Below are 14,632 nucleotides of genomic sequence, written 5' to 3'. Positions count from 1 at the left end.
TTTTTATTTATTTTCTTCTTTAGAATGTTTATCTGCAGCCTGTTTCAAACCATACAGCACCAAAGAGATCGTGATAATCGCATAACCTACAAACACTCGGAAATACTCTCCGATCTGTGCGTCGCCAAACAGCTGATTCCCCGCGAGCGGCGAGGTAAAGAACAGGATATGAAACAAAGCTGCTCCCAGAAACACATGGCCAATGCTGGCCTTTTTAATGGATGCACCACCTACCAAAAGAGCGGCAATCGCATACTGCCCAACCTGCTCATGGCTGCTGAATGTATTCATGTTGCCCATATTCTGTAAATAAATCACCTGACCGAGGGCTGCTATAATCGTAGAAAATGTAATAGAGAACAGACGGCAGCGTCCTACATTGATTCCGGAGACAATGGCAACATCCATGTTCTGCCCCGTCGTCCGGATATCCTGTCCGATCTTTGTCCTGGATATAAATGCGGTTAGAAGACAGAGCAGAGCAATGATCATCCCAACAACCATGGGAATCTGTGTTGCTGCACACGCCGATTGGAGAGGCGGAACCAGCCAAACCAGCGCGGCAGATATCGTAAGCACCACCGCAGCTGCCGCAGACTTACGGCTGCCTTTTACAGCTTCCAAAAGAGTCCCCCCGCATCTCTTTTTCTTTCGCAGTACCAAGACTGCAAGCACTGCCACTGCCGTAAGCGCTGCGTATATCAGAGACCAATCCAGCGTTATGCGCCAGATGTGATCCAAATAATTCTTAACATCATCATGAAATGCAATGGTATTTTTAAGGCCCACTCCGTTGGACAGCATCAGTTCCGCATCCTGAAACGGGATCACACGGCCCAGCAGGATCAAAAAAGTCAGATCAAACAAACCAATTGAAAAATAGCCCAGGATAATCCCCGTAATCATCTCCTGGCCAACAGCCCGGTTCATCAGTTTTCCGACTGCCAATCCAAACAGACCGCCCAGAATGCTGGCAATCACCGCTGCGAGGAGCATACCCGGCGCACCGCCGATATTCCAGTGGGTGATCATCACCAGAGCGATCTCCCCCGCCATCGCTCCCACTACAATACTGAAGTTCAGTCCCATTCCACAAAGGACAGGTAAAATCAGTGATAAAATTAAAACCGCATTCCTCGAAATACGGGCCACTGTCTCTTTCACAATATAGCCGAGAGGCTGGCCGGAGCAAAGAATGCTTCCAATACATAAAATGACGAATAGCAGCGTCACGGCATTCCTGCTCAATACATTTCGTACTCTTGCTTTCATCAGATTTTCCTCCCATCGATCTTTGTCAATGCGTAAAGGATAACTCCGTTACAGATAATGACCCTCGCAATTTCAGACAGGCTGCTTCCATCGTCGATGAGCTGCGCCGAGACAACCGGTGCTATCGTCAGAATCGCCTGATAAAGTACAACACCAATGATTACATGCCAGATATTGGCCTTCTTCAGGGTCGCACCTCCGACCAGGATCGCCGCAATAGCCGGAAATGCCATGTTACGAGGTGCAGTATACAGCTGATACATACCGATTCCCTGTGCGTAGATCACAATTCCTATGGCGCCGCAGATTGTGGATAATACGGTACCCATTACCCGCATCCTGTCATTATCGATTCCGATTGACTTTCCGAACATAGGATTCATACCGCTGACTTTCATCATAACTCCGGTTTTGCTCTTCTGAAATGCCCAGAATGCCAAACACCCCAGTCCAAATACAAGGAATAATCCCGTAGGAATCGTGACATTTCCGATCTTAAACGCCAGCAGATTGTTTAATACTTTATCGTAAAACCCATCCAGGGTAATCGTGCTGCGCACTCCATTTCCCATGGCCCATTTAATTCTCGGATCTGTAAAAAACGGAAACAGCATCCATCCCATACACATCAGTGAGACAATGGAAAAATTGATATACGTTCCCACCATCATCTCAGAACCACGCAGCCGGTTTAAGAGCAGACCATATAAGAACCCCACAACCGTTGCAAATACAGACCCCAGTACACATGCCGCGAGAATTCCCTTCATCCCCTGAATTCCCCATTCTACAGAAAGTACGCCGGCCAGCTGGCCGCAGAGAATTCCAAGCGGAAGTGCAAAATTCAAGCCGACACCACACTCTACCATAGGAAGCATGGCTAAAACAAAGAAGCTGTTAAGTCCGATACGGACCAACACATCTGAAACAATGGTTCCACTGTCCAGATGCAGTGTAAATGTAAGCAGAACGAGGACGGCCAGAAATACCATGATAATAAATCTGGAAAAGCCGATTGCCTGATACAGACGCTTAATCTGCTGCATGACTCCCCACCTCCTTCTGTTCCTTTCTGAATCCGTTTTCTTCCTTTTTGGCTCTGCCCTGTTCCTCCATTGCTTCGGCGGAACTGCTCATAAGCAGGCCAAATTTGTATTCTTCATCGTTGGGCTTTAAGATACCGGCCAGTTTTCCCTCGGTGACAATCGCAATGCGGTCGCAGACGGATCGCAGTTCGGCCAGTTCCGAGGAAGTCATAATGATTGTCATATGGCGTTCCCGGTTTAACTGCACCAGATAATTAAGAATCAGCTTCTTCGCCCCGATATCGATTCCTCTCGTCGGCTCTGAGATAAAGAGCACCTCCGGATTCATAGCCAGCGCCTTGGCAATCGATACCTTCTGCTGGTTTCCTCCGCTCAGCCGCTTGCAGGGCTGACTGCTGCTGGTACACCGGATATCGATCTCTTCGATCATCTTTTTTGCATATTCGGCCGCCGCCTTCTTGTTATAAAAGCGCATAAAACCAATGTGTTTCAAATACTCCTGATTCACCCGAAGGGCAGCGATTACTGTATTCATCTCTATGGAGGCGTCCAGATTCAAACCAACGCCTCTCCGGTCCTCCGACACAAACATAATCTTTTTCTTAAGGGTTGACAACGTATCCGCTACAGAAAGAGTCTCTCCACGGTACAGGACCTCGCCCGACGCAGGATACAGTCCCATGATACCATTGGCGATCCCCACCTTCCCATGGCCGGCCAGACCGCCGATTCCCAAGATTTCCCCTTCTCTCACCTCCAGGTCGATTCCTTTTACCAGCTCTCCCGGCATCTCCACATGAAAGTTTTTCATGGACAGAATAACCGGGCTATATAACTCGGACTCCGTTTTTGGCTCCTTCGTCACCAACTCCACCTTTCGTCCAATCATCATCTCTGACAGCTGAATCGCCGTCACGCCCTCCATATCGCACTGACTGACGAGCTCTCCGTTGCGCAGTACGACCGCGGTGTCCGCATATTGTATAGCCTCATCCAGACGGTGACTGATAAAGATAAAAGAGATTCCCTGATCCGCGACTGCGCGCACACAGTCCAGAAACTGTTTAGCCTCCCCTTCCGTCAGCACCGCTGTCGGCTCATCCAGAACGACCAGCTTTATATTTTTTTTATTCAGTTCTCTTGCGATCTCCACAAACTGCTTGTAACCGACGGACACATCCTCTACCGCTACTGTTTCACTCAGCCCCTCGAGTCCGAGAGAGTTAAGCGTCTTCCTTGCATCCGCTCTCATTGAGACCTTATCGACCGTCTCCAGCTTTCTGCTTATAATGTGACTGAACAGATTACCCTTCGTAATCTCCCGATTCAAGCGAATATTCTCCGCTATCTCATACCCATCGATCAGCATAAATTCCTGATGAACCATTCCAATTCCCAGTTCAGAAGCATCCGAGGGTTTCATGATCTTCACCGGCTTCCCTTCGAAGAGGACATCTCCTGAAAAACCGCCGGTAGAGTGGATCACGTCCATTCCGAAAAGTATATTCATAAGTGTCGATTTGCCTGCCCCGTTTTCACCGAGCAGTGCTAATATCTGCCCTTTTTTCAGACGGATACTGACATCCTTAAGTACCCGAACTCCGTAATATTCCTTTCCTATGTGATTCATTTCCAGAAGGTACTCATATCCCACTGCCTCGTCACCCCCATTCTCTCCTGATTATCATCGCAGACCGCTAAACGTATCCTTGTAATATTCCCCGCCCCTCATAACGACGAGAATCTTTTCCTGGTTCTGTAAAATTCTGATGTCCTCCAGAGGATCTCCGTCTACAATAAGAATATCTGCTTCCTTCCCCGTTTCTACAGAATCGGTTATAGAATCAATACCCAGCAGTTCTGCATTCGCACTGGTTGCCGCCCGGATACAGTCCATCGCGGTCATTCCCCAGCGGTTTAAGCACTCCAGTTCTCTCGCCGTCTCCCCGTGATTAATCAGCACACCTCCGCAGTCAGTTCCGATGCCAATCTTAATTCCCATCTCCAGAGCCTTGCGGAACATCTTTTCCTGGTTTACCAGAGCCTTTCTTGAATTCTCAATTGTGGAGCTGCCAAGACCGTACTTTGCGCCATCTGCCATCAGCTGGTAAACGATTGTGGTAGGTACCCAGAATGTTCCATGAGCTTTCATCAACTCCAGAGTCTCTTCATTAATCATCATTCCATGTTCGATGGAAGCCACGCCGTTCTCGATACAGTATTTGGCTGACTTCGCGGTATGGCAGTGAGCCGCTACCTTTTTACCTGAATTTGCGGCTTCCTCACACAGAGCCTCAATCTCCTTTTGGGAAAACTCGTCTCTGGGCTTACCAAGGAAAGGATCATACAAACCGGAGGTAACATAAATCTTAATTAGGTCTGCGCCTGCCGCTACTTCCGTGCGGATCGCTCTCCTGCATTCGGCTTCTCCATCTACACAGTGTCCGGAACCGCCTGCATCCGGTCTGGACCACTGATACTCTGTAGACATGGAAGCATGGCCGCCCGTCTGATTAATCGCCTTTCCTGAAGCGATGATCCTGGGTCCGGGAAGCAGTTTCTGATTGATTACATTCCTGACCGCAATCACGCAGTCACCAATGTCCGCCACATCGCGCACGGTTGTGATACCGGCACGGATCGTCTCCAGCGCATTCCAGTAAGAACGCATCGTGCGGGTTGGAAGATTATACTGAGCAACTTCGTTAATAACATTGTTGGAGGCGGTTGTCTCCAGATGTGTATGCGCATCCATCAGTCCCGGCATCAGCGTACGTCCGCCGCAGTCAACAATCTCTGTGCCCTCCAAAATCTCCACCCCGGACGCAGCCCCCACATTCACAATGGTACTGCCGTCCACCACAACTGTACCATCCGGAATATAACCGCCCCTGCCGTCAATTACTCTTGCATGTGTAAATGCTTTCATAGCCCCTTACCTCGTACTTTCCCGTCTATTTCACAGAGAATATGCAATCGATATCCTTATATTCGATATATATTCCGTCAAAATTATAGTGAATTAAACGAATTTATAGTTTGCAATCGATTTCAGTTTATGCTATGATTATAGTCGTAGCAATCCTACTTTGTCAAGTATTAAAAAAAATTTATATAATGCCTTTACATTTTTTCCTTATTTTGGATATAATCTACAATAGCGGGGGAGTTCTGTAAACTGACGGAGAAGGGATTGGAATTTCCAATGAGATACGATAACTATAAAAAGAGAGAGTGCATCGCCTATGACAATCTATGATATTGCAAAAGAAGCCGGCGTTTCCGCCAGCAGTGTGTCCCGTGTTATCAATAACAAAACAGGGGTTAATCCGGAAGTAAGAAAAAAAGTGCAGAAGCTTTTAAAGAAGTACCACTATACCCCCGACGCCGCAGCCCGAGGCCTGGTCAGCCAGTCTTCCCGCATTATCGGAATTCTGATCGCGGATATCCGTAACATCCATCATACTGATGGGGCTTACTATATTGAGCGCAAGCTGGCCGCCCTTAACTACTGCTGCGTTATCTTAAATACCGGTGACGATGATGAATCGCGCGCCCAGGCAATCTCTATTCTGGAGCAGCGCCGTGTGGAGGGAGCAGTGCTGATCGGCTCCTCCTTTCAGACAGAATCCGTTGCACAAGCCATCAAGCGCCATCTGAGCAAGGTGCCGATCGTCATGATCAATGCCTTCTTAGATGCGCCGAATATTTACGGAGTTCTGTCCGATGAATTGCATGGAGTGGAAGCCTGTGTAAACCTTCTGGCGGAAAAAGGGCGAAAACGCCTGGCATTTGTCCGCGACTGCCATACGCCAAGCTGCGAATTAAAGGTGGAAGGATTTCGCAGAGGCATACGTCTTCTCGACCAGACAGAGCCCTGGATTTACGATTCCCACGGCACCACGGCAGCGGACGGAAAGAGAGCCACTCTGGAAGTTTTAAAGGATCACCCGAATGTGGATGGAATCATTTATTCTGTCGATTTAATCGCTACCGGAGGCATACGGGCGCTGTATGACCTGGGTATTGCTATCCCGGATCAGGTATCCGTCATTGGTGTCGATAACTCCATCTATGGTGAAATCTGCATTCCCACGCTTACGTCACTGGATAACAAAACCTTTGACTCCAGCATTGCCGCCTGCCGGATCTTGATCGACTGCCTGGAAAACCGTACTACGACACGACAGATGATTCTTCCCTCCGCCATCGTCGTCAGGGAATCGACTCCCTGATTCTGCGTTTCAGAAAATTAATTTTAGGGATTGCCTTTCTTGAAAAAATCTGATATAGTGTGATTGCAATCGATTTCACTGTGTAACCCGAAGACTTGTTTTCTGAAAGAAGGTATTCACAATGATTTTTTCGAGTTTAAATTCCACAAATGATTTTTCTCTCTGTCCATCAGCGATCAGACGCGCTGTTGAATATTTAAAAACAACCGACTTTTTCCATATGGAACCGGGAGACTACCCGCTTGAGGGAAATCTCATGTATGTCAAAGTATTTGATCAGACCTCCATTCCGTTTGAAGATACCCGCCCTGAAATACATCACCACTATGCAGATGTACAGTACTGGCCGGAGGGTGAAGATCTTGCAGGCATCACCCCGAATCCGGGTACTTATGCGGTAGCGGAGGCTCACGAGAGCGACGACCTCTATTTCCTGGAGGATATTCAGAACGAAAGCTTTATCCACTGTCTCCCTGGCTGCATTGCCGTCTATTTCCCATGGGATGTTCACCGCCCCAGTGTGGCTTATGAAGGGAAACCCATTACATACCGCAAAGTAGTCGTCAAAGTGCATATGGATTTAATGAAAGACTCGATTTAAATAGTCCGTTGGTTGTTCCAGAAAAGAGGACCCACAGAGGCAAAAGCCTCTCTGCGGGTCCCCTTTAAGTATTTCACTGACAAACATGTATAAATAAACTCTCCCCGCTCGCACCGTCATATTCCGTTCTGCTCAAACCATTCACGGAATTCCAGTGCGTCCTCCAGCGCATGATGCCACCCAAACCGCTTCAAATCCACCCGGTTCTCGTCGTCAACGATTACGCCCTCCGCTTCCAGAAGCTTCTTCTGCGTATCCGGAGTTCGAAAGGAAGCCGCCCCGCTTAGATATCCGGAGGCATTCACCACGCGATGTGCAGGCAGATCCTTTCCCCCCAGGCGGCGGTTCAGTGCATACCCCACCTGCCTCGAATTCCTGGGTTTCCCGCATAACAGGGCGATCTGGCCATAGGTGGCCGCTTTTCCATATGGAATATGATTCATGACGAATCTGACACGCTCATAAAAATCCATAGTACCTCTTCCATCATAAGCCAATCATCTGCTCGATTGCGGCCTGGGGCTTCACGCCCACGGAGGTGGCAACCGCCTTTCCTTCCTTCATCAGAATCAGCGCCGGAATGCTCATAATATGAAACTTCTCAGCCAGCTCCCTCTGCTCTTCCACATTGACCTTTCCCACCTTGATATGGGGATTTTCCTCGGCAATTTTATCTACAACAGGGGAAAGCTTTTTACACGGCCCGCACCATGGCGCCCAAAAATCGAGAAGCACCGGCTTTCCTGAAGTAACGACTTCCTCATGATAATTATTATTTGTGATTGAAAATACAGACATTTTATTTGTACTCCTTTTATTCATTGATTGATGATATAAGAATACACGAAAACGAACTGCTTTACAGTGACTTTGTTACACACGTTATTTGTTCCGGGTGCATACCGATACATTTCCGGCCAGCTACCGCAGACTATCCGCCGCCAACTCCGTGAGCCTCTTCTCATTCAGAAGCTCGATTCCTCCGCGGGTCAGCTTAACCAGGCCATCCGCCTGAAATGCCCTCAGCATCCGGGTGATAACCTCCCTGGCCGTCCCCATGTGGCGGGCGATCTGGTCGTGGGTGATAGAAAGCTTCCGGCTCTCATCAAGCCCGCTCTCCTCCAGCAAAAATGCCGCAAGACGGCTGTCGATCTTCTTGTTCAGCACCTGGTCCATCAGCCACATCACATCGGAAAAACGCGCCGCCATCAGCTCATTGGTAAAATTGGCAACCGCCGCGCTTTTGTCCATCAGATCTCTGTAGACATCGACTGGGATATGAAGAATCTCCGTGACCTGCTCTGCTTCCACGATTACATCGAACAGGATACTCTTCACCATACAGGGCGCTGAAAATATACATAAATCCCGTTCCAGCAGCCGGTACAGTGTCAGTTCCCTGCCCTCATCCGATATGGTATAGACCCGCAGCTGTCCGTCCAGCGTCAGAATCAGCCCGGTGCACTCATCAGATCCGTGGTGAAGCACCTGCCCTTTTTCAAACCGGCGTCTCTGCACGCTTCCAGCCAGTGTCCTCTGCTCTGCTTCCGTCAATTTTTTCCAAAATGGAAGGTATTCTCCCAACTCCATGAACATTCCCTCTTTCTGCTTCCACTATCCATTATATTACCTTTTACCGAAAAATGACCTCGTCGTTGCAGTCGAACAGGCGGAAAAATTCGGAATACTCCATACGGCCCGCCTTTAATTCTTCTGCCAGAAGAAGAAGTGTCACGGAATCTATCGCGCCGCCGCAGAGTCCGGAGCGCATGTGGATATTTTCCAGACGATCTTTAAAGCCTCCGGTAAAGGATCCCGACACAAAAGCAAACCGGTAATCAGTCACGCCTTCATCAAATACTTTCCACCAGCGGTTCGGATTGATCTTCTCGTTCCGCTCCTTATTTTCCTCCAAATAGCGGTACATCTCGTCCGCCTGCTTGATCGGAAGGGAGTATCCTTTTCCATACGCCTTATTGTCGATAATCATGCCGTCTTTTCCATAGTAAATGCAGACATCCGGCTTCCTGGTATCTCCCAGTCTTCCTCCCAGGAAATCCAGTTCCCTGGTGAGAAGCTCCGCCGTCTGAATCTCATAGTCGCGGTCTGATGTGCCATCGAAGCCCAGATCGATTAAAAGCAGATACTCGTGGCTTACATGGGCCAGCCGCTCTCTGACGCTGTCCTTTACGACAGCCATATCGGATTTTACAGAAATCCGGCCCGCATCGTCCGCCGGAATCTCCAGGCCTGCGATATCGTCCATGATCTTATACGTCTTTCCGGTACGCTTCACATTTAAGCCGATGTTCTCAAAACCACGGATATCATCCTTAATGGTCTCCACCGTCTCTTCCAGTCCCATCGTCTCCAGATAGGCCTTCACCTGCTCCGGCGAACGATAATCCTTCAGAAGGTACTGGATAATACGGGTCCTCCGGTTCCTTAAGTAATCCCGGTCTGCCGCCTTCGTTGCCAGCATATCCCACATCACCCGCTTCGGTATCCGGGCAAACTTCGAGACACCTGTTGTATGCTTAAACACGGTTCTCCCCTTTAACGTAAGCCGGTAGGACTGGGGTATGGTTCCCTCATACCGCCTGGTTCCGGCATCCTCTGCCGCCGTCTTCGCCGCCTGTTCCACCCAGCCCATCTGTTTCAGCCAGCTGCAGATGGTTCGGACGTATTTATCACTGGTTCCCTCTGTATCCTGAAGAAGCTTTGCCCTGTCCTCCTCCGCCGTTTCGGAGAGTCCCTGCAGGATCATATGCTGCGGAATCGAGGTAAAACCGGCCTCACCGATAAAGCCCAGTTTGGCTCCTATTTCAAACTTTGTCAGATGGTCGCCCGCTGCCAGCAGCGAAAGCACCCGGCAGACAGGAGGATAGGAAAGAAATGCCGTTGTAAGCGCCTCCTCCTCTTCTTTGCTCCCTGCTTCCGCCTCCGCATAGGAACGTCCCAGATCGGACAATGAACAGGTATCGCCATTTCTGTCATAATTCAAAAAACCGATGCTGACCGCCCAGCGCAGAAATGAATCTGCCGGCCAGTCACTCTGATACTCTTTTCTCTGCCCGGGCAGCACCGCCTGTATGATGCCAGAACACGGAGCATTACTTCTCGTATATCCCTTCGGTGTCCCTTTCCCTTTCAGATGGGCGTACGGCACGATGACCGGATCAGCCTCCAGCTCCTCTATAAATTCCGCTTTGCCATCTTCATCTGAAATGAGCCGGACCAGTTTGTCCTCTATTAACCGTCTGTTGACGGGAGACCCCGGCACAAAGACCGATACCACATTTTTTAAATTCTCCAGCTTATAGGCCTCCTGTACCCAGCCAAATGTTCTGACAGCCACTCGGAACACCTCCTTTTCATCTTTCGTCTGCATTACCCACAACCGAGAGCTCCGCCGCCTTCTCCGCATGAATCAGGGCCGTATCAAACAGCGGCACCTCCGTGTCCCCGTCCTTTACCAGAAGGCCAATCTCTGTACAGCCAAGGATCACTCCCTGGGCGCCCCTCTCTTTTAAATGGGCGATGATCGTTAAATATGCCTCTTTTGATGTCTCAGACAGGATACCCCGGCACAGCTCCTCGTAGATCACCCGGTTCACGGTTTCGATCTCTGCCGCCTCCGGAATGAGCACCTCCACGCCGTACTCTGCCAGTTTTCCCTTATAGAAATCCTGAGTCATGGTATATTTCGTTCCCAACAGTCCCACACGCTCCATGTTCTCTGCCTTCAGCCTCAGAGCGGCCGCCTCCGCAATATGCAGGACGGGAATCTCGATCTTACTCTGAATCTGAGGCGCTACCTTGTGCATGGTATTCGTGCAGATTACGATAAAATCAGCCCCCGCCTTCTGCAGGCTTTTGGCCGCCTCTCCCAGTATTTCTCCGCTTCTCTCCCACTCTCCCGCGGCCTGGCACTCTTCGATCTCCTGAAAATCCACGCTGTAGAGAATGCATCTGGCGGAGTGGAGACCTCCCAGCCTCTCTTTCACCGCCTCATTGATAACCTGATAATAAGTAACCGTGCTTTCCCAACTCATTCCGCCGATCAGGCCGATTGTCTTCATCTCTTCTCTTCCTCCATTTTCTGGCACGACGGACAGTAATAGACCGCCCCGCCCAGATAAGTTTCCTTTACAATCTCTCCGCCGCATGCGGTACAGCCGGAAGCCAATGTATTCTTTGACATCAATGTCTGATAGCCCCCTGGATTTCCAAAGAAATCTTTTTCGGTGTCGCGCCCGCCCTGTTCCGTCATGGTTTGAAGCACCGTCTTTACCTGTTTCCACAGAACGTTCTTTTCACAGTCTGAAAGGCTGGAAACCTTGCGTTTCGGATGAATTCCCGCCTGAAACAGGATATCCTGGAGGCAGCCGTTGCCAAGCCCCGGCATCCGCTGCTCCGTAGCCAGAAACGCCTTGACGCTCATGGCCGGTTTCACAGAAGCCAGCAGTTCGTTAAAGTACCCTTCAACAAATTCCTCCGTCAGCGGCGAAATGCTCTCGATACTCTTTCTGTAGTACTCATTGTCATAATCTCCCGAATGGCACGAAATACTGCCATACATGGCTACTGTAAATGCAATCGCAGACCCATCCGTAAATTCCAGGAGAAGCTGGTATTTCTTCGGACGAACCTCTTCCTTCCGAATAAAACGGGGATTTACTCCGTCATTGAAACACAGCCTGACGCCGCTGTCGAATTCCAGTTCCGAAAAGATACCAAAACCAGCCGCGTCAGTCACCGTATGACCGGCCAGAAATGCCTGATACTCCTCCGGCTCATGGTTAAACCAGCAGAATTTGTGGGGTGAGGAAGGGGGATATACCGCGGATACCGTCTTTCCTCTCACTGTCTCTCTCATCTGTTTTGCCAGGTTTATGGCCTCCGGCAGTTCAATCATCGCGTGTCCTCCATTCTAACGGCCTTAAACCGTTCCTTCAGCAGTCCCTTTATATATTCGGTATCATAAGTCAAAATCTCCTGTTTCTCATCTCTGGTGTTATATGCTTTCAAAATTATGTTCCCATTCTGAAAATCAGAAAACTCGATATCGTCGTAAATATCATACTCCCGATCCATTAGTTCGTGACCATTTATTCCCTCCGGCTCTGTAAAAGGATTCTCAAAGTCGAGAATCATGACATCAAATGGGCAGGCCCAGAAACAGCCTGTCACTGCCAGAAGGCCGGATTTACTGTCATATACTGCATCTGTCCAGATAAAACTCTCCTGAAAATCTTCCTGTTTATCCGGATAGACACATGCCGGTATATAACGGAACACCTCGCCCGTCTCCACACAGAAAATACTGTATCCATATAAATCCTCCCGAAATACCAGATACCGCTTCCCATTCCGGTGGTGAATCAGCCGGCAGAAATCCCCGTCATCATCCAGGTTCCTCCAGCTTAGCAGAACAGTTCCGTCCTCTCCCACAAGATCATGGATCACCGCATGGATATTCCCCTTTAACGTTCCTGTATAATAGCGGGAGCACAAAGACAAACTATCGTCTAAAACCGCTGTTTCCGGTATCCCCTTCTGCTCTTCTCTGTGTTCCTCATTGAATATGGAAGAGAAAGATTCCCGATAGTGAAGATAGGCTTCGCTGTAAGCTACGTTCATCTGCCTCACCTCCTTTTCTGATTGGCTGTCTTGTATTTTTTTTATCTATTTGATTTCTATGTATTTTTATATTCTATCATAAACACGAAATTCGCGAAAGTCCTCATGAAAGGTTTCGATCTGTATCTGTTCCGGCATACATGTCCGCCAAAGCTGAAATGCGTGCTGCATCAAGGCCGCTCCAGATTGACAAGCTTCGTGTAATATTATACACTGTCCATAACATCATGCTTTCTTATCAGACAAATAAAGTCTTAGCAGAACGGATTCAGAAGGGAAGGACAATGGACAAAAACAATATTCCGGTTATTACGTGTATGTGTTCCGGTATGACAATCGGGCTTGCCATCGGTGGTGCGGTTGGCCTGTCACAGGGAAGAGCAGGCATAACAACGTGTTATGGCTTACTATTTGGAATGATTATTGGAGTGATAATAGGAACTGTCATTAAGAAAGTCAAAGAATAGAATAACGCTTGTAATGTCAGTTTGCTTTACTCTGCTTTGTGTCATTTATGGAATTAAATCCAACAATCCTTATGAGATAACTTTAATACCATAAGTATTATTGAATACTTATGGAAGAACCGGAAAAAGCAGCGGCTAATAAATGGATCATTATGCGAGCATGCAGTCAGATCTGTATCTGCTGCCAGCTCCCTTCCAGCGGATATTTTACAGTTGGAAAGATTTATACATTCAAATATATCATAGATGCACAGCAAGTCATGGATGAGGAAGAGAAATGGGTTACTCTGTGCGATCAAGCATTTGATTCTTGTTTTGAAGATATTACGGAAGTGACTACTTCTTTCTGCCCAATGTCTTTTGACAGAACGATATACCATATATATCTGATTTTGGGCGAAGATAGCAAAGCCCCCGTGCCCTCGCCCTCTTTCCTCACTCAAACAACGACATCTGAACCCCCGCCTGTTTATCCTCAAAGGTATGCATATACTCAAACAGCCGATTGCTGCTGCAGACCATTCCCGTATTACGGCATTCTTCTTTTACCAAAGCGAGCAGACGCCTGGTATCCGGCGACGGGATCTCGTAGCTATTTCCATAGGTACGAATATAGCGCTCCTTCATCCCCGGAAAATGCTGATCCAGCTGCGCATAGAAATACTGCCTGTCCCCATCCCGCAGCGTCACGCCGATGCCAAAGAGCATCAGCCCGTATACTGACGCGTCACGGCAGTATGACAGAATGCCGCGTATGTTCTCCTCTGTATCGTTTATAAATGGAAGAATCGGGGACAGCCAGACGATGGTTGGAATCCCCTCCTCCTTAAGAATCCGCAGCACCTCCGCTCTGCATCCGGTTGTGCAGACATTCGGCTCGATGATCCGGCAAAGCGCCTCATCATACGTCGTAAGCGTCATGGAAACCACACACTTCGTCTTCCGGTTGATGCTTTTTAATAAATCCAGATCGCGCAGGATTAAATCCGATTTCGTCTGGATGGACAGGCCAAATCCATAGTAATCGATCAGTTCCAGACTCCGCCTGGTAAGACAGAGCCGCTTTTCCAGATGTAAATAGGGGTCGCTCATAGCGCCTGTTCCGATCATACATTTCTTTCGTTTGCTCTTAAGCGCCTTCTCCAACAGTTCTACAGCGTTGGACTTTACTTCAATATCTTCAAACGCATGATCCATCTGATAACAGATGCTTCTAGCGTCGCAGTAAATGCATCCGTGCGTGCAGCCTCTGTAAAGATTCATGCCGTTCTGTGCAGACAGAATCGACTTTACCTGTTTTTCATGCATACAGGTTCCTCCTAATTTCCATTTCAAAATCAAATATAAACGAACTGTAACTACAATACC

At 48.6% G+C, this 14,632-nt stretch carries 15 protein-coding genes; 3 read left to right on the top strand and 12 right to left on the bottom strand.

Annotation, left to right across the window (positions count from 1 at the left end; translation table 11 throughout):
- Positions 1-3: 3 nt before the first annotated feature.
- Genes M1L66_RS10265 through M1L66_RS10250 form a run of 4 tightly spaced genes read right to left on the bottom strand, consistent with a single transcriptional unit; the run spans position 4 to position 5,247 of the window.
- Positions 4-1,272, bottom strand: a complete 1,269-nt coding sequence (locus tag M1L66_RS10265; protein WP_434692720.1) for an ABC transporter permease subunit — start codon at positions 1,270-1,272, stop codon at positions 4-6.
- Positions 1,272-2,318, bottom strand: coding sequence for an ABC transporter permease subunit (locus tag M1L66_RS10260; protein WP_110326445.1), 1,047 nt, complete (start codon positions 2,316-2,318; stop codon positions 1,272-1,274). The genes M1L66_RS10265 and M1L66_RS10260 overlap by 1 nt, the downstream gene beginning before the upstream one ends.
- Positions 2,305-3,972 carry a sugar ABC transporter ATP-binding protein gene (locus M1L66_RS10255; protein ID WP_434692718.1) on the bottom strand — a complete coding sequence of 556 codons (1,668 nt, stop codon included), beginning with the start codon at positions 3,970-3,972 and terminating at the stop codon, positions 2,305-2,307. Before M1L66_RS10255 ends, M1L66_RS10260 begins: the two co-directional genes overlap by 14 nt.
- Positions 3,973-4,002: 30 nt before the next feature.
- The gene (locus M1L66_RS10250) at positions 4,003-5,247 is read right to left on the bottom strand and encodes an amidohydrolase family protein (protein WP_434692716.1); all 1,245 of its coding nucleotides are present in this window, start codon (positions 5,245-5,247) and stop codon (positions 4,003-4,005) included.
- A 316-nt stretch (positions 5,248-5,563) separates the two neighbouring features.
- On the opposite strand from M1L66_RS10250, the gene M1L66_RS10245 reads away from it, so the two are divergent.
- Both M1L66_RS10245 and M1L66_RS10240 read left to right on the top strand, forming a co-directional pair.
- Positions 5,564-6,553 carry a LacI family DNA-binding transcriptional regulator gene (locus tag M1L66_RS10245; RefSeq protein ID WP_434692713.1) on the top strand — a complete coding sequence of 330 codons (990 nt, stop codon included), beginning with the start codon at positions 5,564-5,566 and terminating at the stop codon, positions 6,551-6,553.
- Between the two features lie 121 nt (positions 6,554-6,674).
- Positions 6,675-7,154, top strand: a complete 480-nt coding sequence (locus tag M1L66_RS10240; protein WP_187021655.1) for a YhcH/YjgK/YiaL family protein — start codon at positions 6,675-6,677, stop codon at positions 7,152-7,154.
- A 116-nt stretch (positions 7,155-7,270) separates the two neighbouring features.
- Here the strand turns inward: M1L66_RS10240 and M1L66_RS10235 are convergent, their stop codons facing one another.
- The 7 genes from M1L66_RS10235 to M1L66_RS10205 form a co-directional block, all read right to left on the bottom strand.
- Positions 7,271-7,627 carry an MGMT family protein gene (locus M1L66_RS10235; RefSeq protein ID WP_187021657.1) on the bottom strand — a complete coding sequence of 119 codons (357 nt, stop codon included), beginning with the start codon at positions 7,625-7,627 and terminating at the stop codon, positions 7,271-7,273.
- Between the two features lie 13 nt (positions 7,628-7,640).
- Positions 7,641-7,952: a thioredoxin gene (gene trxA, locus M1L66_RS10230; RefSeq protein WP_117624267.1), complete on the bottom strand. Its 312-nt coding sequence runs from the start codon at positions 7,950-7,952 to the stop codon at positions 7,641-7,643.
- Positions 7,953-8,075: 123 nt separating this feature from the next.
- The gene (locus M1L66_RS10225) at positions 8,076-8,744 is read right to left on the bottom strand and encodes a Crp/Fnr family transcriptional regulator (protein WP_187021659.1); all 669 of its coding nucleotides are present in this window, start codon (positions 8,742-8,744) and stop codon (positions 8,076-8,078) included.
- Between the two features lie 43 nt (positions 8,745-8,787).
- Positions 8,788-10,512 (bottom strand): restriction endonuclease FokI C-terminal domain-containing protein, encoded by a 1,725-nt coding sequence (locus M1L66_RS10220; RefSeq protein ID WP_187021660.1) that lies wholly within the window; start codon positions 10,510-10,512, stop codon positions 8,788-8,790.
- A 16-nt stretch (positions 10,513-10,528) separates the two neighbouring features.
- On the bottom strand, positions 10,529-11,236 hold the full coding sequence (locus M1L66_RS10215; RefSeq protein WP_187021662.1) for an aspartate/glutamate racemase family protein: 708 nt from the start codon (positions 11,234-11,236) through the stop codon (positions 10,529-10,531).
- A complete protein-coding gene (locus tag M1L66_RS10210) occupies positions 11,233-12,072 on the bottom strand; it encodes an endonuclease VIII (protein WP_434692709.1) in 840 nt (279 codons plus the stop codon). The genes M1L66_RS10215 and M1L66_RS10210 overlap by 4 nt, the downstream gene beginning before the upstream one ends.
- Entirely contained in the window at positions 12,069-12,797 is a 729-nt protein-coding gene (locus tag M1L66_RS10205; protein ID WP_187021665.1) for a hypothetical protein, read from the bottom strand. Before M1L66_RS10205 ends, M1L66_RS10210 begins: the two co-directional genes overlap by 4 nt.
- 284 nt (positions 12,798-13,081) lie before the next feature.
- Between M1L66_RS10205 and M1L66_RS10200 the strand changes: the two genes are divergently transcribed.
- Positions 13,082-13,264 (top strand): hypothetical protein, encoded by a 183-nt coding sequence (locus M1L66_RS10200; protein WP_434692708.1) that lies wholly within the window; start codon positions 13,082-13,084, stop codon positions 13,262-13,264.
- Positions 13,265-13,699: 435 nt separating this feature from the next.
- Here the strand turns inward: M1L66_RS10200 and M1L66_RS10195 are convergent, their stop codons facing one another.
- Complete coding sequence (locus tag M1L66_RS10195; protein ID WP_434692705.1) at positions 13,700-14,572, bottom strand: radical SAM protein; 873 nt, start codon at positions 14,570-14,572, stop codon at positions 13,700-13,702.
- Between the last annotated feature and the right edge of the window lie 60 nt (positions 14,573-14,632).

Origin of the sequence: Hungatella sp. SB206 (genome assembly GCF_051132295.1) — a bacterium.
Classification (GTDB): Bacteria; Bacillota; Clostridia; order Lachnospirales; family Lachnospiraceae; genus Hungatella; species Hungatella effluvii.
Note: the sequence above shows the minus strand (reverse complement) of the source record. Positions and strands in the feature narration are given on the sequence as shown.